This is a genomic window from Paenarthrobacter sp. NPDC058040 (assembly GCF_042885775.1).
GTDB lineage: Bacteria > Actinomycetota > Actinomycetes > Actinomycetales > Micrococcaceae > Arthrobacter.
The window spans coordinates 13,345-34,889 of sequence record NZ_JBHVRN010000001.1 but is presented as its reverse complement, the minus strand read 5'-3'; the positions used below and the strand labels follow the sequence as shown (position 1 = coordinate 34,889).

Below are 21,545 nucleotides of genomic sequence, written 5' to 3'. Positions count from 1 at the left end.
GAGCGCAGGGTCTCGGCTGAGGCCTGATTACTGCTGCGGAACGGACTCCTTGACCCACTCCGTCACTTCGTCCAGCAACACCTTTTTCCGCTCGTCGCTGGCAAAGGAAGACCGGATGGAGTTGGCCGCGAGCGTGGCCTGCTCGGGCACGGAGAAGCCGTGGACCTTGACCAGGTGCTGGTAGTTGTCATCCACGTATCCGCCGAAGTAGGCGGGGTCGTCCGAGTTGACGCACACGTTGAGTCCGATGGCCAGCATCTCCGGCAGCGGGTGGTCTTCGAGCTTGTCCACGGCGCGGAGACGGACGTTGGAGAGCGGACAGACCGTCAGCGGCACCTGCTCGGATACGAGGCGCTGGACCACATCCGTGTCCTCCATGCAGCGGATGCCGTGATCGATGCGTTCAACATGCAGCACGTCCAGGGCCTCAGTGATGTACGACGCCGGTCCTTCCTCGCCGGCGTGCGCAATGCGGCGCAGCCCGGCTTCCGTCGCGCGCTGGTACAGGCGCTCGAATTTCGACGGCGGATTGCCCACCTCTGCGGAGTCCAAGCCAATACCCACGATTGGTGCGTGCATGGCGATGAGCTGGTCCAGCACTTCAAGAGCCGAATCCTCGGACATGTCGCGAAGGAAGGCTGCGATGAGGAGGGTCGAGACGCCGAAGTCTTCCTCGGACGTGGCGAGCGCATTGGCCACCCCGTTGACGCAGGTCTCCAAGGCAACTCCACGCGAAACGTGTGCCTGCGGATCCATCATGATCTCCGCGTGGCGGACGCCCCCGGCGGCAGCACGCTTCAGGTAGTCGCGGGTCATGTCCGCGAAGTCCTGCTCGGTCTGCAGCACGGCCATGTTGGCGTAGTAGAGGTCCAGGAAGGACTGGAGATCCGTGAACTCGTACTTCTCGCGCAACTCTTCGATGTCCTCGTACGGCAGCTCGATGCCGTTGCGTTCGGCAAGGGAGAAGATCAGCTCGGGCTGCAGCGTCCCTTCGATGTGCAGGTGCAGTTCGGCAACCGGGGGCGCCGTCGTCGTCGTTTTCTCGCCAAAAGTTTCCACCCGACAACTCTAGGCCGAATCCTCTTCGCGTGTCCCGGAGCACTGAACTTGGTTCTGCGCCGCAGCACCGCCAAACTGAAGGGATGCAGACTTTCCTCCCCTTCGCCGATTTCCGTGAGAGCGCCGCTGCGCTGGACACCTCAAGGCTCGGCAAGCAGCGCGTCGAAGCCCTCCAGGTGCTCCGCGCACTCGTCATCCCCGAATACGGATGGCAGAACCACCCGGCCGTCCGTATGTGGATGGGCCACGTCCCCGCCCTCACCCTCTACGGCCTCGCGATGGCCGACGAATGGATCAAGCGCGGACACCCGGACAACACCCGCGCCAACATCACTGAGTTCGCCCCGCAGGCAGCCCACCCGGATTACGCCGACCGGATCGTCATGCCCTGGTGGCTGGGCGATGAGGACCTGCACCAGACCCACCGATCCAAGCTCATCGGCAAGGATCCCAAGCATTACAAGCAGTTGTTCCCCGGCACCGAAGAACGGCTGGACTACATCTGGCCCGAGCCGCGGCACGAATTCCACCCCGAAGACCCGGAGGACGATCGCCTGTGGATCATCCGGTCCGCCGTCGAGAACCTCCGGCCTGAAGACCTCAGCACGGTCAGCCTGCCGCCGCACGGGAAAGCCCGGCCCGCCGCGGATCCGGACGAGTACCAGTTTGTGTACCAGGAAGAGAAGTCCCGTCGCAATCTCGGAGCACCGAAAAAGCGGCCGGTCAAGCTTGAGAAGAAGCCCACCCGCAAGCGGGCCGCAGCCGAAGAGGCGTTCAACGTCCTCCCCGGCAAGACAGAGATTGCGGTCCCGTTCGAGGACGGCCGAATCTTCGCGCTCGGCAAGGTCGTGGGCCGGCCCATCACCGTTGACGGTCGTTTCGCCCGCAACTTCGAACTCACTGACGTGATCGACCGCGCAGCTTTCGACTACCCGGCCCTGCTGCAGGATCCCCGGGTGTTCTTCCCCGTACCCGCACCGTAACCGCCAGGAGGGCCATGGATTTCCAGCACATCATCGAGGTTGTGGGCCGCTACATGGACTTTGCCGGTGTGGCAGTGATGGTGGTGGGTGCTGTGGTTTCCCTGCCACTGGCCCTGCGGGGTTACCAGCCCAAGCGCGCCAACGGACTGGCTCCCTTTTCCCCTTACCGTGCCTACCGGCAATTGCTGGGACGCTCCATTCTGTTGGGACTTGAGCTCCTGGTGGCCGCCGACATCATCAGGACAGTCGCAGTGACGCCCACTTTCGAGAGCGTGGGCGTCCTCGCCATCATCGTGCTCATCAGGACGTTCCTCAGCTTCTCCCTGGAGCTGGAAATCACCGGCCGATGGCCCTGGCAGAAGGAAAAAGAGCCCGACGCCGGTGGGAAGCTGGCGTCTAATCCATGACACAGCCGTGGGGACCGGACCTTCTTGGTGAAGGCTTCGAACAGCAAACGCTAAAGCTCGACGGCGGCTCTGTCGCCACCCTGGTCCGGTACAACGGTTCAGGTCCCCAATGGTCGGACGAGACCGGCGGCCTGGATATCGATGCAGATGTCCTCTACGTCCACGGCTGGTCGGACTACTTCTTCCAGCGCCATGTTGCCGAATTCTGGCACCGGGCCGGGGCGCGCTTCTTTGCCTTGGACCTTCACAACTATGGACGCAGCCTCCGGCCTGGGCTCGTACCGGGCTTTGTCAGCAATCTGTACGACTACGACGCGGACATTGCGGCGGCTCTGGCAGCAATGGGCCGGTCCGGTGTTCCCGGCACGGACCGACCCCTGGTTCTGCTGGGCCACTCCACGGGCGGCCTCACCCTCAGCTTGTGGGCTCATCGTCACCCCGGCATGGCCTCGGCGCTGATCCTCAACAGCCCGTGGCTGGAATTCCAAGCTACCGAGCTCGGCCGGCGTGCCATTGCTCCGTTGATGGGGCTCCACGCCAAACTCCATCCGTTGGCACCCCTGCCTGCGGTGGATCCCGGAATCTACACCCGCGCCGTATCAGCGGCACTGGACGGCGAGTGGGAGTACAACCTTGAGTGGCGGCCCGACCGGGGTTTTCCGCTCACTCCGGCGTTCCTGGACGCGGTGTTCCGCGGCCAAGCGACCGTTGCTGCGGGCCTCGGCATCGACATTCCCGTGCTGGTGCTGCTCTCGGACAAGAGCTACCTTCAGCCCAAGTGGTCCGCGGACGCCCTGACAGCTGACGTGGCACTGAACGTTGACGCCGTGGCCCACCGTTCATTGTCCCTGGCCGACACCGTCACGGTGAGCCGGCTGCCGAACGCTTTCCACGACATCTTCCTGTCGCCCGAGGCCATCCGGCGCAAGGCGTTCGCCCGAGTCGGCCGCTGGCTTCCTACTGCCCTGCAACCCGTGGATGCAGGGCAGTGGGAAGCACGGACAACGGGGTTGTAGCTCCCCGCCTCCGCCGAATGTGGAGTTACTTGCCGAGTCCTGCCCTTCTCAAGGCCTCAGCCATCGCTGTGTCAGCGGGTGCCGGGCTGGCCTGACGAGGGTTGCCGCCGCGCGGGTTGCCTTGGCTTTGGCGGCGATCACCCTGGCCGCGCTGACCTTCGCGGCCTTGACTGCGCTGACCTTGTCCACGCTGGCTGTCGCCGCGCTGGCCACCATCGCGTTGGCCACCATCGCGGCCGGCCGAACCGCGGCCGCCTGCGCCGCGTCCGCCGGCAGTGCCGGGTTCATCGTCCAGGCGCAGCGTGAGCGAGATGCGCTTCCGCTCGGGATCAGCCTCAAGGACTTTCACGCGGACCACCTGGCCGGACTTCACAATCTCGCGGGGATCTGACACGAACTTGTTGGACAGTGCGGACACGTGGACCAACCCGTCCTGGTGCACTCCAACATCCACGAACGCACCGAACGCGGCCACGTTGGTGACCGTGCCTTCCAGGATCATGCCGGGCTTGAGGTCGGAGATCTTCTCGATGCCTTCAGAGAACGAGGCGGCTTTGAAGGCAGGACGCGGGTCGCGGCCCGGCTTCTCGAGTTCGGACATGATGTCCTTCACGGTGGGCAGGCCGAACGTGCCGTCAACGAAGGCTTGGGGGTCCAAGGCCGTGGCAGGACCGCCACCAGCGGCAACCAGGATTTTGCGGGCAACGGAGTACGCCTCCGGGTGCACACTGGAAGCGTCCAAAGGCTCAGCTCCCCCGGTGATCCGGAGGAAGCCCGCGCACTGTTCGAACGCCTTCGCGCCCAGGCGCGGGACCTTCTTCAAATCGCTGCGCTTGCCGAAGGGGCCATTCTCATTCCTGTACGCCACAATGTTCTCGCTCAGCAGCGGACCAACACCGGCCACGCGGCTCAACAATGCCGGTGACGCAGTGTTCACGTCCACGCCCACTGCGTTCACGCAGTCTTCCACCACGGCATCCAGGGATCGGTCCAGCTTCGCGGCAGTGACATCGTGCTGGTACTGGCCCACGCCGATGGACCTGGGCTCGATCTTCACCAGCTCGGCCAAGGGGTCCTGGAGCCTGCGCGCAATGGAGACTGCTCCGCGAAGGGAGACATCCATGCCCGGCAGTTCAGAGGCTGCCAGCGCGGAGGCCGAGTACACAGATGCCCCGGCTTCGGAGACCACAAGCTTCTGGATACCCTTCACTCCGGCAGCATCGAGCGACTTGATGAGTTCGGTAGCCAGCTTGTCCGTTTCCCGCGAAGCCGTGCCGTTGCCGATCGCCACGAGTTCCACGCCGTACTGCCTGGCCAGGCTGCCGAGCGTGGCAAGGGCTTCGTCCCACTTCCTGGCCGGTGCGTGCGGATAGATAGTGTCGGTAGCTACGACCTTTCCGGTGCCGTCCACCACAGCCACCTTCACACCCGTGCGGAGTCCCGGGTCCAGGCCCAGCGTCGAGCGGTTCCCGGCAGGGGCAGCGAGCAGGACATCGCGCAGGTTGGCCGCAAAGACACGCACGGCTTCGTCTTCGGCGTCGGCGAACATGCGGCCACGAAGGTCCGTGGTGAGGCGGTCCAGGATGCGCCCACGCCAAGCGAGCTGGGCAGTCTGAGTGAGCCACCCATCGGCGGGCCTGCCCTGGTTGGCGACCCCAAGGGACTTGGCCACAGCGTTCTCGTAACGCGTCCGGGCGGCGGCCAGGGCGTCGTCGTCGGCCGGGTCCGCTTCGGCGAGGTCCAGCTCAAGGACGCCGTCCTTCTCGCCGCGCAGCAGCGCGAGCACACGGTGCGACGGCATGCCGGACGGGACCTGGGTGAACTCGAAGTAGTCCTTGAACTTCTGGCCTTCGGCTTCCATGCCTTTCTTGACCCGGGAAACCATGGACCCCTGCTTCCACAGACGCTCGCGAAGGTCCTCTGCGAGGTCCGGATCCTGCGCCACCCGCTCCACCAGGATGGCGCGTGCCCCTGCGAGCGCCGAGGCTGCATCCTCGATGGAGTGCTCCGCGTTCAAGTACTTTGCCGCTTCCGTTTCCGGGTTGAGCTGCGGGTTCGCCAGGAGGATGTCTGCCAGCGGTTCGAGCCCTGCTTCGCGGGCAATCTGTGCTTTGGTGCGGCGCTTGGATTTGAAGGGGAGGTAGATGTCCTCCAGCCTCGCCTTGGTATCGGCCCCGACGACGGCGGCCTCCAGTTCCGGAGTCAGCTTGCCTTGCGCTGCGATCGCCTCCAGGACGGTCTTGCGGCGTTCTTCCAGTTCCCGCAGGTACCTCAGGCGTTCCTCGAGGTCGCGCAACTGGGTGTCGTCAAGCGTCCCGGTGGCTTCCTTGCGGTACCGGGCGATGAAGGGAACAGTGGATCCGCCGTCGAGCAGTTCCACCGCGGCTTTGACCTGCCAAGCCTGGACGCCAAGTTCCTTGGCGATGAGTTGGTGGATGGCAGAGTCTGCTGACTGGTGTTGAAGATTTTGGGTCACCCTGACAGTTTGCCTCACGTGGCTGACAGTTTTCAGGTCCGGCCCTATGCCGGGGGCGCCGTTAGTGCTGTAGTTGGACCATGCAGGAACTGCTGATCATCCTCCAGGACGGATTCGCTTCCGATGACGTGACTGTCACCGTCAACGGCAAGGAAGCCGTGTCCGAGCGGGATGTCTCCACCAAGATGTTGCTCGGCATGGCCGACGAGATCACGGTGGAACTCCCCGCGAAAGGTGCCACGGTTGGGGTTGAGGTCAGCAGCCGGAAACTCAGCGCAACCAGGAAGCTCGTGGGAAAACCCAAGAGCCTGATCGTCTCCATCGAGGAAGGCGAACTGGTGTTGCGTGAAGGGACGGGCCGCGAGGCGTTCCTTTAGGGAGCGCTTCGCGGCGGCTGGACTTTCGCTGCAGCCCTTGGGGGGCTAGTGGGCCATGTGCTCCTTGGCGGAGATGTGCTCCACCAATTCGCCTACGCGGTCCTCGGCGTAGTTCCGGGCAATGTCTCCTTGGCTGATGATGCCAACGAATTTGTGGTCACTGATGACGGGAAGCCGGCGGACCTGGTGTTCCTCCATCATGCGGATACATTCATCGATGCTGGCGTCCGCATCAATCCAATGGGGCTTGCCCTGGGCGAGTTCGCTGGCGCGGACTTCACGGGCATCCTTGCCTTCGGCCAGGCATTTGACCACGATGTCGCGGTCGGTGATGACGCCGGAGAGCTTGCCATCATTGCCGCAGATGGGAAGCGAACCGCAGTCCAGTTCCTTCATCTTGCGGGCGGCGTCCTCGAGGGTCTGGTCTTCCGGGATACACCAGGCATTCGTGGTCATAAATTCACGTACGACACTCATGGGTCCTCCTTCATCGATTGGGGTCATCGACGTGGGGTCCTTGGGTCCTCTTGGGGGTCCTTTCGGCACCGGCGCCGATGGAGCCAGACTACGCCGGGTGGTGGGCACTGACCAGCGCCGCGGGCTCCGACGGGAAAATTCTCGTTCTGGCGCTGGGAACGACTCCAACTAAGCCGACTTCTTTCGACTTAGCCCTATTCCCTCATCATGGTCGAGATCGGAATCTTGAGCGCTCTTAGGGCCGGAGCGATGCTTCCCAGAAACGCTGTCAGCATTCCAAGGGCGAGGCCGGCCCACGCTGAGATCCAGGGGAACGGAGGTGCAGAGACACCGAAGGGAGCACCAAATTGGTTTGCGATTACAGGGTAGACCAAGAGAGACAGCGGTATGGAGAAAGTCCCAGCAAGTAGAGCAACTATCTGTGACTCAAGGACCATGATGAAGGGAATCTGCCAGCGTCGAGCCCCGAGGGCACGACGAAGGGAGAGTTCGGATGATCGTTCCCGAAGAGCGCTGAGGCCTACATTTGCGACGGCAAAGGCTGTCGCCAGTACCCCCAGAGTGCCTACGGTGAGAAAGCTTGAGCGCGTTGCGGACACTTCCATCTGTAGCTGGCCGACGGTGTCACGGCGGGTTACAGTCCATGACACATGATTGGCGCTGAACTCGTCCAAGAACTTGAGATGGGCAATGAACGACTCTGCTGTTAGGTCGGGAGCGGATGCTTCAAGAGTAGTGCTTATCGTGCCCTCTTGGTTGACCAACAGCATCGGGAGATCTGCGATGTTCCCGTAGACGGCCGGCTTTACACTTCCGTCCTCAACGATGCCGGCGATGTCGACAGGCCAAGAGCCGCTCACCTGCTGGACGCGCAGGTGAATTTCCATTCGTGGACTTGTACCCACGGACTGGGCCGCAGCCCGGTTCAGCACAACTTGCAGTCGAGTCCGACCTTCCACCTCGGACAGCCAGGCGCCCTCAACGACTGGAAAGTCGCGGATAGGTCCCGCGGAGGGTTGCGCAAATACGATCTCCGCGTCGATCCGCTTTCCGTTGCTGTCCAGGCTGATTGCGGGGGAAGACGCCAGCCGCACTACTTTGGCATCAGTGCCGAGCGATCTACGAAGTTGATCTGTGACTGTCAGGCCACGATTCAGGTCAGCATTCCCCGTTAGCCCCGCTGCGTCAAAGGTTGCCGTCTTCCCACCTGACAGAAGTGCCTTTTGTTCGACGGTCGCTTGGATAGTTGCCGATGCGGAATAGATAGACACCAACCCGACGATTCCCACCGTAAGACTGAGAGCGGTCAAGAGACCCCTGACTGGAAAACCCCTAACTCCTTGCCATGCTATCCGGAGCACGTCGTCCCCGACGTCGTTAAGAAGGGGCCCACAAGCTGCTTACGGTGAGGTTGACCAATCAATTTGCCACGATGCAACTCAACAGTCCTACTGGTGCGGCAGGCTATTTCATTGTCGTGCGTCACAACAACTAGGCCACGTCCCTCGTGAGTACCTAAGCCCAACAGCTGATTCATCACCGTTTCGCCCGTTTCGGCGTCAAGCGATCCGGTTGGTTCATCAGCAAGAATGAGGCGGGGTGATCGTATGAGTGCCCTGGCGATGGCCACTCGCTGCTGTTCGCCCCCAGAGAGGGTACGAGGCAGTCGCTGTACCAGTTGATCCATTTCGACAAGTTCAAGGTTCCTGTGGGCACGGAACCGCTTTTCCCGTTCCGAAGTCCCAGAGTCGTGCCTCAGCGGTGCCATGACGTTTTCCAACGCTGACAGGTGTGGAATGAGGGAAAATCTCTGGAAAACGAAGCCGATGGCTGATCCACGTAGGACATCTCGACCGCGTTGGCGAAGTGTTGACGTATCACGGCCGAGCAGATGATAGCTCCCGCCGTCGAAGTCGTCGAGCAGCCCCAGGATCGACAGCAACGTACTCTTTCCTGATCCCGATTTGCCAACCAGGGCTACGGAATCGCCGGGTTCCACCGTTAGGCTGATGCCGTCGAGTAGATTCCGGTGACCCGAAATGGACTTGGATCCGTTTTGTACTTCAAGGATTGCGTCGCTTCTATCCATGGAGGGCGGTCGTGTGGGGAATCTCCACGACCTCGCCCTCCTTCAATCCTTCTGTGACGACGATTTGCACGCCATCGGTCGCGCCGAGCTTCACACGTCGGTCTTCAAGCGAATGGCCGCTCCTGACGTGGACCAGCCCCGAGGAAACTGATCCTTCGACCGCCTCTACGGGCAGAACAAGCGCATCGATGGTGGTCGGAAACCTCACAGCCAAGATCCCGGTCAATGCGTTGATCGCAGGCTGTTCGTTGGGGACGACGCAATACAGCTTACGGAGATCTTCCTTCGAGTCAGGTGAACCGCTCGCTATGGGATCCAGTAGCTGGCATTCAAAAGGTTCAGCCCCACCGCTGATTTGGGCTCTGGCAGATACCGGGGTTTCCTGCAATCGGAGGAGATCAGCGCCCGCCACGGGGGCCGCAATAACGAACCCGGAATAGGTGCCGGTGGCCACCGGTAATCCCCGGGCTACAGTGGCACCTTCGGGCACAATACTCACCAGGTTCATCGTTAGAGCGGGAACCTTGATGGGATGCGATGTGCCGGAGTCATCTACAACAGACATCATCCCGTTCGGATGCTGACTGATTTTTCCGCTTGTCGGAGAAGTTATCTCATACGACACCGAGCTAGCCACTGTCGCATTCAACGACATCACAGGCGTGACGTCCGAACGTTTTACGACGACGGCTTGTAGGTCCGTCGACCCCTGCCCTGCACCGTCGATTTGCGTTGCCTGTGGGCTGGAGCAGCCTGAAGACAGCACCATGAATCCGAACACAGCTAAGCAACCAGCGGCCCTCTTACTGCGCATAAAAAATTGAACCTTCAATTTATTCACCCCGCGGCTCAAATACCGTTGTCGCCAGAAAGCATAGTCCATCAACCTCGGATAAATCACAAGCATTGGTCGTTTGACAACGATCTGATAGGCAATTATCGTTCGAGTTGTCATGCGCTAACAATCTTCTTGAAGTTGTCAGCTACTAAGCATGCTGTGAATCGCTCAACTTTTGCGGGGGGACATATGGGCAAGTCAATCTTTCGTGTTGGATCCATAATCGGCGCGACTCTTGCTTTTATCACAGGAACCTTACTTCCGGCTCAAGCAGGCACTGTTTACTACAACACTTCAGGCACGGTCAATGAGAGTGGAACTCTTTATCAATTCCAAACGGTGAGATGGCACAATCTTGGCGACGCCAATTGGAACATGACATCCATGGCTAGCTGCGGCGGGTACATCGACATCGGCCTGCGTGATAGCAGCGGCGGCTATCAAGTCTCCAATTCGCTTAGATATTTCGGTCCCGGAACCAGGTGGTTCATGCAGGCGGGTGGTACCGGTTCAAACCTGCCGGCATCTTATTACTCGACCAATGCACGCGGGCTTGGGGCCGGCTGCGGCAACGGCGGGGCCATGCCCTTCTACGCAGTCCTCTTCCTCTAGATCGCATGGGAACAGCCAAGAATGAGTATTCGATCCTTTCAGCGGAGAGCTGCCGCCCTTCCACTAGTCCTGCTTCTGGCCGGATGCGGGATCAACGGGGCGGCCTCCTCCCCATCTCCCACGGCGACAGCACAACATACATTCCTCAACCCCGAGCAGATGCCAGAAGTTGTCAAGGCAGAAATCAAAGCATTTCCTTTCTCTTTACCGACCGATGTGGGGTGGTTCACAGAAACACCGCAACAACTAAGCCAGCCAGGAACAAAGTACGAAGACGGCGTTGCTCGCGGTGTAGTGACCTTTTACTGGCTTTGCTCATGGGAACGCGCATACATTGCCGCCTTCAACCGGCAGAATTCATCCGATGCAGAATCGGCGCTGAGAATGATCGAAAAGTTCCCGGCAACCCCCTTCTACACCACAAGCGTGGAGGATCCGGAGCATGGGTGGGAGCACACCGTCCTGGACCCGGCCAAGCTTGGAGATCCCTCTGGAATGAAACAGTCATTCACCCAATCGTGCTCTCAATTCAAATTTGACGACCGGGCAAGTCCATCGTCGACTGCAGTCCCCTAAGACACGGGCTCATCCTATTCTGAGCGCCATGGCTTCTGACCCTATCGGCTGAGTAGCCATGGCGGACCAACTCTATGTCTGCCTCGTTGGGACTTACCATTCGTGCCGTGACGTCAATGCACGAACGACAGTCCCTAGGCCGCATCTACCCCAAGAATTCACATTCATTGGGCAACGAGATGGGTGCCTCCTTTCTTCCCCCAACGAGCCCTTCAGCTCGGTCTGTTTGGAAAGCCGACCAACATGAAATTTTTGTCCCGCGTGCCACATTTGGCGGGTCTCATCGGATCGATTCTTGCCGGCGCCATTATTGTTCCGCTACTGAGCTTTGCTCCCGCGCGCGCTGCTGAACCCGTTACGGTTTTAGATGATCGGCAGAGCTCCCGAACTGCAGCCTTGATACATGCAGAAGACTTCGGGACGGAAGCGCTCGCCTCTTCTGACCTCGCGATATCGGGCTACGGTGATTCATCCGGCTACCACCTCCAAGTTGGACATGAGTCTGAGGGCTTCGCATGGACATCACTGGCTGTAATCAAACCCCGAGGGGTGGATTCCTCATCATGGACGGGCTATCAATGCCTGTCCGGTGACGGCAGGTACGCCGCCGTAGCCGTCCTGTCAGAGTCCTCGGCCAACCTGCCCGCGGCCAGGAACCGTGGAGCATTTGGCTACTCCATCGAGCTTTCCACCGGCAAGGTCACACCGGTAGTCAGCGGAATCGGATTGAAGTATTACTCACCCGGATGCGGAACCGGTGATACGGCGGTGTTTTCCTTGTACCTCGGGGCCCAAGAACAGACAACCGGACTCGTAACGGTTGACCTGGACGAGGGCAAAGTGCAGAACGTCATCACAGTTGACGGGCAAGTTTCGTCAGCAGTTCCGACGCCCCGCGGAATCACGGGTGTCCTGGGGTCAAGTATTGTCGCTGTGGCGGACAAAGGAGACGCCACGCACTCGGCCAAACTTTCTGAACTCGCAACTGTCGAGGGATCCCCTTTCAATCTCCGCCCTTCCATCGACGGTGGGGTCGATCTTCTGAACGTGACTGTCGACAATTCCCATACACAGGCAATGCATTTCGACGGCAAAAAGGTCGATGTACTGGGGCAAGGTCCGGTAAACAAGGTCGCGTTGTTCGCTGGCGGCGGTGGAAGGAACACCGTGACCGGGCTGCAGTCCGCACCCTCTACTTCGTCAATTAAGAGTGTGGATTCATCGCATCTCACCGGCATGGCTACGGGGGCATCGCTGAACGGAGACGCCGTCTTTGGTTCCAAACAAGCAGGACCGCCAGAACATTCGCAAAGCGAGCAACCGGCCGACCCGGCCCAGACAACAGCGGTCACGGCCGGCGAGGCTGTGGTCACAGGCACCGGCAAAGTCGTGGATCGCACCTTCGATCCCACCCTTGGAGAGATAACCACCGCAGTTTCCACCTTCATTCCGGCGGCCGGGGCGGACTCACAGGCAGCCACCGACGAGAAAAACACGATCTCGCCCAAAGAATCCGTTGATGCCTCTGCTACAGATGGACATGGTGGGGTTAGGGGTTCTGTCCTGCTTGATCCTGGCCCAACGACGAATTCTGGGGGCTTGAAAGTAGACCTGGCCAGTAACACTGACACGCCGACTTGCGCTGTCGGGCGGTTGGACCCGGCTCTGCAGGTCAAGCAACCGTCCAACGCCCAAGTGAACTGGGCCGTGCAAATGGCGGAACAGGGCCTCCTGTCTGGCGCAAAATATGCCCGTCCCGCCAATTTCGCGAACATGGGGCTCGTCAGCTACTCCCCCAGCGACGACTTCTCACCGATACCCTTGGATCACCCGGCGGGTAGCTCACAAACCACGGTCCCTCGTTCAGTCATGCTGGGAATCCTCGCCCAGGAATCCAACTTCAACCAAGCCTCATGGCACGCCCTTCCTGGAGTCCCAGCCGACCCTCTGATCGCCGACTACTACGGTGCTGCCGGAACCATCGATCAAATTGACTACCCCGGGGCTGACTGCGGCTACGGCCTCGCTCAGGTAACGAACGGAATGCACGCCGGAGATACAGCCATCTCGCATCACGGCCAGATGAAAATTGCCGCGGATTACCAGGAGAATATTGCTGCCGGACTGCAGATCCTCGAGTCGTCATGGAACCAGCTTTACGAATCCGGCATCACTGCCAACAACGCAGACCCCGCCAAACTGGAAAACTGGTACTTCGCTCTCTGGGCGTACAACAGCGGAATCCAGCCCACTGCCGCCTTCGGAAACACCACAGGGTGCGCGCCCAGCCCAAGATGCACCGGCCCGGATGGGACTTGGGGCCTCGGCTGGAGCAATAACCCCCGGAACCCGTCCTATCCGCCCAACCGTGCACCATTTCTGCAAAACACCTACGCTGATGCCGCACATCCGGGAGACTGGCCATATCAGGAACGTGTTATGGGCTGGATGGCCAGCCCGATCATCCGCTACGGCTACTATGGCTACTCCAGTCCGCAATATCACGGAGCCTCTTGGATACAGCTCCCTGGGGTGAACGCCATGTGTGACAGCACCAACAAATGCAACCCGGCCGATGCCACTGGCAAATACTGCACCTTGGCTGATTACGAGTGCTGGTGGCACAAACCCGTGACCTGGGTGAGCACGTGTGCCACGACTTGTGCCACGTCGGTTTATGAATACGCTGCCGGATCAACCGAGCCCACCTACGGCAATCCTCACCCACCGACTTGCAACCTGGACTCCACGGTCCCCAGCGGCCCGGGCGGGGTCCCAATCGTCGTCGACGACGAGCCGTCCCCACCGTTGAATATTGCAGGATGCTCCGGAGCGAACTGGTCCAGCAAAGGCACGTTTGTTATGAGCTACGGGAAGAACAGTAGCGGGGTTTCCGTAGGACAGATCGACACGCACCAGCTTGGAGTAGGCCTCGGCGGCCGGATCCTTTTTACCCATACCGAGCCCGCCAATGAACCTCAGGTCATCAACACCGGAGTTTGGACGCCCATCCTGCCAAGCCTGCAGTACTACAAAATAAAGATCCACCTCCCTGCGACGGGTGCCACGGCCACAGATGTTGTCTACACCATCACCCCTGGTGGCGGTGTAGCTCCATGGAAGATCCGTGTCAACCAGGACTGGGGCTCGGAACAGTGGACCACCATCGGGACATTTGCCATGCAAAACGGTGGGAGTGTTTCTCTCAACAACAGCAGCAACATGACCCCCGGCGGATACGACGTCGCATATGATGCGATCGCCTTCATTCCCATGGGGGGCTCACCCGGGACACCCATCGGTGGCCCTACCGGTGTCCAGGATGCGCTCACGGGATCGAACCCAGCCTTCGTGAACTGCGGCTGCGTCCAGCGCACCGCAGGGGATCCTGTCAGCACGCAAACCGGGTACTTCGGCGAAAGCAAGACCGATCTCTCCACTCCTGGCCTCGGCTTACCCTTGAGCGTTACGCGCTCGTACGCCTCCGCCCTCGCGAATCCGTCCGGCCCCAACGCCTCAGCAGCCTCAAATGGACCCTTCGGTTGGGGCTGGACATACAATTACGGCCTCACCGCCGCTACAGATGCGGCCACCGGAAAAGTCACCATCGCCCAAGAAGACGGCTCCAAGGTCACATTCGCCCTCACCAACGGCACCTACACTGCGACGGCTCCCCGATTCGACGCGATCCTGACCAAAGCCGGGACAACTTACACTTACACACGGCGTGGAAACTCGGTGTTCTCTTTCGACAGCGTCACCGGAAGATTGACTAGCGAAACGGACCTCGCAGGCACCAAAGCCACGCCTGCCTACGCCACAACCTTGGCCTACGACAGTTCAGGACATCTGGCCACCGTCAAAGACCCATCAGGACGCACCTATACGTTCACGTGGACTGGAAACCACATCACAAGTGTCAAGGACACCGCAAACCGCCAAATCGACTACGGCTACGACGCCAACTCAAATCTGACTGATGTATATGGAGTAGGCACAACCCGCGCCGGTGGGTCAAAAGACAACGCCGATCACGCCCAATACGGCTACTCCTCCACACATCTGATCACCTCCATGCGTACACCTGCCAACTACGGCAAGACCGCATCACCGACGCCCATCACGACCATGATCTACGACAGCGCCGAAAGAGTAACTTCCCAAACCGATCCTCTGGGAAGAACGACGACTTTCACTTACGGTCCGAGCATCACGGCAAATCTGGCCAAGGGCCAAACCATGGTGACCGATCCGGCTGGCCACAAAAGCATCCATTCCTACGACGCCAACGGGCTGCTCACCTCGGAAACCAAGGGAGTCGGGACACTCGAGGCCGGAACCTGGACCTACACCTACGACCCCAGCACTCTCGGTATCACTACGTCCGTGGACCCCGACGGACACACGCAAACCTTCGCCTATGACGAGCACGGCAATCGGATCTCCGCCTCCGACACGGCCGGGAACACCAGCGTTGCCCAGTACGACAACGCAGGCCACCAGATTCTTACGATCACACCAACCGGCCTGAGAACGGCCACCGCCTACACACCAGCGGGAGTCCCCTCCGTCGTGACCGTCAGCCAAACAGTTCAAGACGCGGACTTAGGCAACCCCAAAGGCGGACCATCCGGTTCCAGCACAACAGCACGGACGGTTAGCTACGGCTACGCAGATCCGGCCCACCCCGCCGAACGGACCTCAACCACGGATGCCCGGGGCAAAACCACCACCGCGACATACGACGCCTTCGGCGATGTCACCAGCACAACCGATCCGCTGGGCAACAAAACACTCATGGGATACGCCACGGCCACCGGCTGGTTGACCAGCACCGTCACCGCGTCAGGGACCGCCGCAGGCACTGCGGTCACCTGCACTCCCCCAGCCAAAGGTTGCACATCTTATAAGCACGATGCGTGGGGCAACACCACAGTAGTCACTGACCCACTCGGCCACCGCACTACAACAATCTTTGATGCCAACGGAAACAAGACGAGCATCGTCGATGCCAACAACCACACCACAACCAACACCTTCGACGCGGCCAACCAAGCCATCAGCATCAAAGATGCCAACAACTCCACGACCAACACGTCTTACAAGCCCGATGGGCAAGTGGCCGACACCGTGGACGGACTTGGGAAGCACACAACCTACGGCTATGACGGCCAAGGTCGCCAAACCGCAGTTACAGACGCCAACGGCCACAAAAGCTCAACGACCTTCGACGCAGCAGGACTAAAAAAGACGCGGACTACGGCCAAAAACACCACGACAACGTATACCTATGACACTGCCGGTCGCCTCAGCGCGGAGGCATACTCTGATGGCACGCCAGGAACATCAGCAATTCGCTACGACTCCGCCAACCGTCGCATCACATTGAAAGATGGAACCGGAACAAGTACGTGGAGCTACGACGCTTTCGGTGAGATAACCGGCCACACCAACGGCGCCGGCGCAATCATCGGTTACGGATACGACGCCGCAGGAAACCTGACCAGCCTCCGTTACCCTGGACGGTCGGTTCCCGTTATACAGACCTACGATGACGCCGGACATTTGACCACCGTCACCGACTTCGCCGGCAACAAGACCACCATTGCCTACACCGCGGATGGCCAAGTCAAAAGCCTGGCCTATCCCAACGGCACAACGGTCACAAATACCCTGGATAACGCCGGAGCTCTCAGCGCTACGGCCCTTACAAAGGGCAGCACCACGCTGGCGTCCGTCAGTTACACCAGGGACAACGCCGGCCAGATCACCGTTCAAACTCCAACGGGACTCCCAGGGGCATCCGAAACCGACGCCTACAACCAACTAAACCAACTGACGGCCGTCACCACCGGCAGCACCACTTCGACCAACGCATACGACGCCGCGAGCAACGCCACCACCCTCCGTGGCGGAACCCAAACGTTCGACCCCGCCAACCAGCTTTGCTGGTCGTCGGCAGCGGTCGTGACCAACCCAGTGTGTGCCAACAAACCCTCCAGCGCTACGGGATTTACCTACGACATCAACGGCAACCGCATAGCGAGCACTCCCTCCGCCGGCGCTGCCTCTACCTACACGTACAACGGAGCTGACGAACTTACGAAAGCAACCGCTGGAACTGCAATAACAAGTTACGCGTACGATTCAAACGGCCTAAGAACCGGCAAAACCACGGGGACGGTAACAACGAAATTCACGTGGGACGACGGCAAGGTACCCAACCTGCTCACAGACGGCACCAACACCTGGATCCGCGGCCCAGGAGGCATTCCGCTCGAGCAAATCAACGGGACTCAGCTGCAGTTCTTCTTCACCGACCACGTAGGTTCAACACGGGCCCTCACAGACGCCAGCGGAAATCTCGCCTGTACGTACAGCTACGACGCGTACGGCAAGACCACCGGCCACACAGGAACTACGTCTACGCCCATCCAGTACACCTCCGGCTACACCGACACCGAAACGGGCTTCGTCTACCTCCGCGCCCGATACTACGACCCCACGACCGCCCAATTTCTGACGAAGGACCCTGCGTTCCAATGGACTCTCCAGTGGTACGCATACACGTCCAATAACCCCATCAACCGAGTTGACCCCACGGGGCTGGATTGGTGGAATGACCCGGGCTTCTATGACGGCGTATCAGCCGTTTCCGGCATCGTGTCCGGCGTCTCCTCGATGGTTGCCATTGCGTGTGTGATGGCTGTCATAACAGCAGAATGCGCACCGGTCGCCGAGGGCGTTGCCGAGGGTGCGGCTACAGTAACATTAGCGGCCGATCTATTATCCGGGATATCCAATAACTGGCAATTGAACCCGACTACTCTTGGAATAGATGCTCTCGGGGTACTCACAGGCGGTGTTGGATTCATACCCAGGGTTCCGGGAGTTTCCAAAGCCGCGTCCACCATCATCAACGATCTCGGTCCGGGCCTGGATTTCTTTGGAGGCTCAATGTCCTTAGGAACTGCGGCAGCTACAGCCGCAGGTATTTATCACAGAATGTGCGGTGGGTAATGTATTCATATTCAGACAAGTTGGCAGCCACAGGAAAGTACAGCAAGGAAACTCTGAGGGGGTACGACAAGTTCCAGTGGGGCATGCTGATCAGGACCGGCGTTTTTCTTGGTCTGCTTGTCATTGTCACGGTCCCCTTAGCCAGCTTCAGACCAGACCCTAAGGGCCCGATCGCCGCAATCGGCATGGGCCTAATAGGTCTGACCCTCCTCACCTACATCATTCTAAATTTCGTCGGAGTCTGGAAGATCATGCGCCTCTTCGCTCTGGACCGAAAGCGGCGACGGCAAGGGCTACCCCTCGACCAGCCTGACGCCGGCACAGCTGGAACTACACCCAACGGCAGCCCGACGGTCAGGCACTGAAGGCCCGTCGCATCAGCCACCGTCGCGCAGCCAGAGCAGGTGAGTTTCGGACAAGCGTCCATCCGAGCGGATATCCAGGCTGGGGAGGAAGGGGGATAACGTCGCACAGTCCCGGTTCCCTGCCGGACGGTCCGTGGCAAGTGCTCACGACCAAACCGACGAACAATTTGCAAAAATCCCCTGGATATAATCCATTCGTTGGAGTATCCTCGTTTTGGGTTATTCACGGCTTCTGGGCACTGGCCAAACACCCCACTTCGGGACTCCCCACTCGCACCGCCTCGCCCTGAACCGTCATGCCGCCGATCCGCCCGGAGCAGGCCGACTCACAAGGTCCTGCTGCCCTCGGCACGGCATCGGCGAACGCATTGTTGATTGCTTGCAGCGCGAGAAAGATCCTCCCATGGACATCCCCAACGTCCCCAGCACCCTCCTTGACCCTGTCCCCCATCACCCCTCAGCCATCCCTTCCCCTCCCGTGCCCGGCCCGTCGCCCGCCTCTTGGTCTTGGCCTTCAGAAGACTGGTGGCGCTGTTGGCGATCCGCCGCCGTCAGCGGCCGCTATGAAGGCAACCAAGCCGTCACCGGCCCGGTGGGCAGCGCCCTTGAGTTGAGGCTCGACGTCGATCCCCGCCAGGGCGTGGAATCTCCCGTTCTCAACAAAGTCAGTGGCGATTTCTTCAGCACCCGCCAGGTGAAAGTCGGCGGCTTGACGCAGATCGTGAAGACCTACGTGGAATCGTGGATCGTCGATGCCCCTGTGGTGACCATGACCCGCTCCGACGCCCACATCACCGGGACCGTCCGGTATTGGAAGGGCACCCACCCCACAACCACCGTGGACATTACTGTGACGTGGTCCCACGGCGCCATCACCGGAGCGGTTGCAACGTTCACCGGCGGCGGCGTTGCCGGGCAGCCATACGCGTGCACGTACCGCTCCGACTGTTTCAGGGACGTCAATCTGGAACTGGATTACTGCCAGTCGGTGGACATCGAGCCCAAGGTGCCCATCTACAACAGCCATGCACACAACAACCGCCCCGCCGACCTTGCCGAGCGGACGTTGACCATCGAGTCCTCCTATAAGGACGCCGGAGTTTCGGTCACCATCGACCCCGCGCACACCGTGATCGACGACAGCGCCGCAGGCTTCGCCTCGTGGAGTGTCGGTGAACTCCACGACGCCATGGAAACCTCGTTTGGAAAGTACAACTCGGGCTGGCCCGCATGGAACCTGTGGGGCGTGCAGGCAGGTCTTTTCGACAGCGCGGGCGTAGGCGGGATCATGTTCGACGCCGCAGCTGGCTTCGGCGGCGCGGGCCGCGGACCCGATCGCCAGGGTTTTGCTGTCTTCCGCAACCACACATGGTTCACCAACCTCGTCACCAACCCGTCAACGCAGGACCAAGCCTGGGCCATGCGGCATTTCCTCTACACCTGGGTCCACGAAGCCGGCCACGCGTTCAATTTCCTGCACGCCTGGGACAAAGCCAGGCCTGATGCGTTGTCCTGGATGAACTACGACTGGAAGTACGATCAGCGCAACGGCGCCGATACCTTCTGGGCCAACTTCCGCTTCCGCTTTGACGACGACGAATTGCTCCATATGCGCCACGGCGACCGTGCCGCGGTGATCATGGGCGGCGATCCGTGGGCCTCCGGCGGGCACCTTGAGTCCCCTCCCGGTGCCATGACGGTGTCCGGTCCCGGGAGCGACGTGGAGCTGACTCTGTCCGGCAAGAGCTACTTCGACTACATGGAACCGGTGGCCCTTGAATTCCGCCTGCGGAACACCAGCGACGCTCCCGTGTTGGTGGATGGCCGCTTGGATCCGCGGTACGGCAACACAACCGTCTACGTCCAGAAGCCCGACGGAACAGTCGTGCTGCACGAATCGGTGGTGTGCTTCTACGGATTGCCGGAACTGGTGACGCTGGCGCCCGCCGGCAACACCGACGGGAGCGACCGTTACAGCCAACTGGTCCAGCTCGCTTATGGCACTGTGGGCTTCGCCTTCGACCAACCCGGCCAATACCTGGTCCGGGCCGTCTACAGCACCGATGGCGTGGTCCAGGCGTCCAACACCTGGCCATTGCGCGTTGGCTTCCCGGTCACGAAGGAAGAGGACCGCTTCGCCCCCGAGTTCTTCACCCGGGAGGTTGGCCTCACGTTGGCTTTCGAAGGTTCCATGTCGCCGCACCTGAGCAAGGGCCTGGACACCTTGACCGAGGCTGCCGAGCGCTTCAGCGGCGAGCCTTTGGGCGTCAAGGCGGCTACCGCCGTCGCGCAGTCCGTAGGAGACGACTTCTATCGCCGCAAGGAGGACAAGATGGTCAAGCACCACAGCGCCGACCCCGGGCGTGCCCTTGCATTGACGGACGCAGGCCTGGCCACGTTCCAGCAGGAAGGTACGGCCAGCAGCAACCTGGCCTACCGCAACCTGGTTGAGCTGCGAACTCAGCTGCACGTGAAGGCCGACGATTCGGCGGCCGCGAAGTCCGAGGTGGAAACCCTCGCGAAAGATTTGGGAACCCGCGGCGCCAATCCCACCGTGGTGGCCCAGGTCAAGGAACTCGTTCCCTCCACTCCGGCGGCCCGTTCCCGCCGGTCGGCTCCGAGGAAGCCTGCCAAATAGTCGTCGGATGACTCTTTGACACGTGGCTCCCCAGCAGCCGGCGACGGCGGCACCCGCCCTTGGTGCCGCCGTCGCTCCTTGCTTACTCGGCGATGTCCTCGGCCCAGAGTTCGGGGTGTTCGTGTTGGAAATTCCGCATCATCTCCACGCAACGGGGGTCGTTGAGAACCACCACGTCCACCCCGCGTGAGCGCAGGAGGTCGAACTCGCCGGGGAATGTCTCTGCCTCGCCAACCACCACCCGCGGAATCTTGAACTGGATGATGGTTCCGGTGCACATGGCGCACGGCGCCAACGTTGTGTACAGCGTGGTGTCGCGGTAGCTCTTCTGGCGGCCGGCAGCCCGGAGCGCGGACATCTCTCCGTGCGCGATCGGATCTCCATGCTGCACGCGCTCGTTGTGGCCGCTCGCGATGACCTCCCCTCCCCGGGCCAATGCTGCCCCAATGGGAATCCCTCCCTCGCTGAGGCTCTTCTGCGCCGCTTGGTAGGCGGCCTCGAATGCGGGGTCTGTGCTGGGGATCGAGTGAGTCATGGGGGCAGTCTAAGGCGCCTTCGCCCGAAATTGTCGGTGGCCGCTGATAGCTTGGCAGCAAGGGTTCAGCTTTGCTC

16 protein-coding genes are annotated in these 21,545 nt (G+C 60.7%); 9 read left to right on the top strand and 7 right to left on the bottom strand.

The genetic code is table 11. The features are described from left to right. Positions 1–27: 27 nt before the first annotated feature. Positions 28–1,059: an adenosine deaminase gene (locus tag ACFVSJ_RS00130; RefSeq protein ID WP_387432929.1), complete on the bottom strand. Its 1,032-nt coding sequence runs from the start codon at positions 1,057–1,059 to the stop codon at positions 28–30. A gap of 83 nt (positions 1,060–1,142) precedes the next feature. Between ACFVSJ_RS00130 and ACFVSJ_RS00125 the strand changes: the two genes are divergently transcribed. Genes ACFVSJ_RS00125 through ACFVSJ_RS00115 form a run of 3 tightly spaced genes read left to right on the top strand, consistent with a single transcriptional unit; the run spans position 1,143 to position 3,465 of the window. Continuing rightward, positions 1,143–2,042, top strand: a complete 900-nt coding sequence (locus tag ACFVSJ_RS00125) for an MSMEG_6728 family protein (protein WP_387432927.1) — start codon at positions 1,143–1,145, stop codon at positions 2,040–2,042. A 14-nt stretch (positions 2,043–2,056) separates the two neighbouring features. Beyond that, on the top strand, positions 2,057–2,449 hold the full coding sequence (locus ACFVSJ_RS00120; RefSeq protein WP_387432924.1) for a DUF1622 domain-containing protein: 393 nt from the start codon (positions 2,057–2,059) through the stop codon (positions 2,447–2,449). Next, positions 2,446–3,465: an alpha/beta hydrolase gene (locus ACFVSJ_RS00115; RefSeq protein ID WP_387432923.1), complete on the top strand. Its 1,020-nt coding sequence runs from the start codon at positions 2,446–2,448 to the stop codon at positions 3,463–3,465. The genes ACFVSJ_RS00120 and ACFVSJ_RS00115 overlap by 4 nt, the downstream gene beginning before the upstream one ends. A 25-nt stretch (positions 3,466–3,490) precedes the next feature. On the opposite strand, the gene ACFVSJ_RS00110 is transcribed toward ACFVSJ_RS00115, so the two are convergent. Then, entirely contained in the window at positions 3,491–5,941 is a 2,451-nt protein-coding gene (locus ACFVSJ_RS00110; protein ID WP_387432922.1) for a Tex family protein, read from the bottom strand. An 80-nt stretch (positions 5,942–6,021) separates the two neighbouring features. On the opposite strand from ACFVSJ_RS00110, the gene ACFVSJ_RS00105 reads away from it, so the two are divergent. Next, positions 6,022–6,318 carry a hypothetical protein gene (locus tag ACFVSJ_RS00105; RefSeq protein ID WP_387432919.1) on the top strand — a complete coding sequence of 99 codons (297 nt, stop codon included), beginning with the start codon at positions 6,022–6,024 and terminating at the stop codon, positions 6,316–6,318. A 45-nt stretch (positions 6,319–6,363) separates the two neighbouring features. Here ACFVSJ_RS00105 and ACFVSJ_RS00100 read toward each other — a convergent pair whose 3' ends face one another. The 4 genes from ACFVSJ_RS00100 to ACFVSJ_RS00085 form a co-directional block, all read right to left on the bottom strand. Continuing rightward, positions 6,364–6,795 (bottom strand): CBS domain-containing protein, encoded by a 432-nt coding sequence (locus tag ACFVSJ_RS00100; protein WP_387432917.1) that lies wholly within the window; start codon positions 6,793–6,795, stop codon positions 6,364–6,366. 194 nt (positions 6,796–6,989) lie between these two features. Continuing rightward, positions 6,990–8,156 carry an ABC transporter permease gene (locus tag ACFVSJ_RS00095; protein WP_387432914.1) on the bottom strand — a complete coding sequence of 389 codons (1,167 nt, stop codon included), beginning with the start codon at positions 8,154–8,156 and terminating at the stop codon, positions 6,990–6,992. Next, entirely contained in the window at positions 8,144–8,884 is a 741-nt protein-coding gene (locus tag ACFVSJ_RS00090; protein WP_387432912.1) for an ABC transporter ATP-binding protein, read from the bottom strand. The genes ACFVSJ_RS00095 and ACFVSJ_RS00090 overlap by 13 nt, the downstream gene beginning before the upstream one ends. Beyond that, positions 8,877–9,839, bottom strand: coding sequence for a hypothetical protein (locus ACFVSJ_RS00085; protein WP_387432910.1), 963 nt, complete (start codon positions 9,837–9,839; stop codon positions 8,877–8,879). The genes ACFVSJ_RS00090 and ACFVSJ_RS00085 overlap by 8 nt, the downstream gene beginning before the upstream one ends. Positions 9,840–9,911: 72 nt before the next feature. On the opposite strand from ACFVSJ_RS00085, the gene ACFVSJ_RS00080 reads away from it, so the two are divergent. From ACFVSJ_RS00080 to ACFVSJ_RS00060, 5 genes are all read left to right on the top strand, one after another. Next, positions 9,912–10,334 (top strand): hypothetical protein, encoded by a 423-nt coding sequence (locus ACFVSJ_RS00080; protein WP_387432908.1) that lies wholly within the window; start codon positions 9,912–9,914, stop codon positions 10,332–10,334. Positions 10,335–10,493: 159 nt separating this feature from the next. Continuing rightward, positions 10,494–10,910 (top strand): hypothetical protein, encoded by a 417-nt coding sequence (locus ACFVSJ_RS00075; protein WP_387432906.1) that lies wholly within the window; start codon positions 10,494–10,496, stop codon positions 10,908–10,910. Positions 10,911–11,459: 549 nt separating this feature from the next. After that, positions 11,460–17,930 carry an RHS repeat-associated core domain-containing protein gene (locus ACFVSJ_RS00070; protein ID WP_387432905.1) on the top strand — a complete coding sequence of 2,157 codons (6,471 nt, stop codon included), beginning with the start codon at positions 11,460–11,462 and terminating at the stop codon, positions 17,928–17,930. Positions 17,931–17,950: 20 nt separating this feature from the next. Further along, on the top strand, positions 17,951–18,295 hold the full coding sequence (locus ACFVSJ_RS00065) for a hypothetical protein (protein WP_387432902.1): 345 nt from the start codon (positions 17,951–17,953) through the stop codon (positions 18,293–18,295). Positions 18,296–18,698: 403 nt separating this feature from the next. Next, positions 18,699–20,933: a hypothetical protein gene (locus tag ACFVSJ_RS00060; RefSeq protein ID WP_387432900.1), complete on the top strand. Its 2,235-nt coding sequence runs from the start codon at positions 18,699–18,701 to the stop codon at positions 20,931–20,933. An 82-nt stretch (positions 20,934–21,015) separates the two neighbouring features. On the opposite strand, the gene ACFVSJ_RS00055 is transcribed toward ACFVSJ_RS00060, so the two are convergent. Further along, entirely contained in the window at positions 21,016–21,468 is a 453-nt protein-coding gene (locus tag ACFVSJ_RS00055; RefSeq protein WP_387432898.1) for a nucleoside deaminase, read from the bottom strand. Positions 21,469–21,545 lie beyond the last annotated feature (77 nt).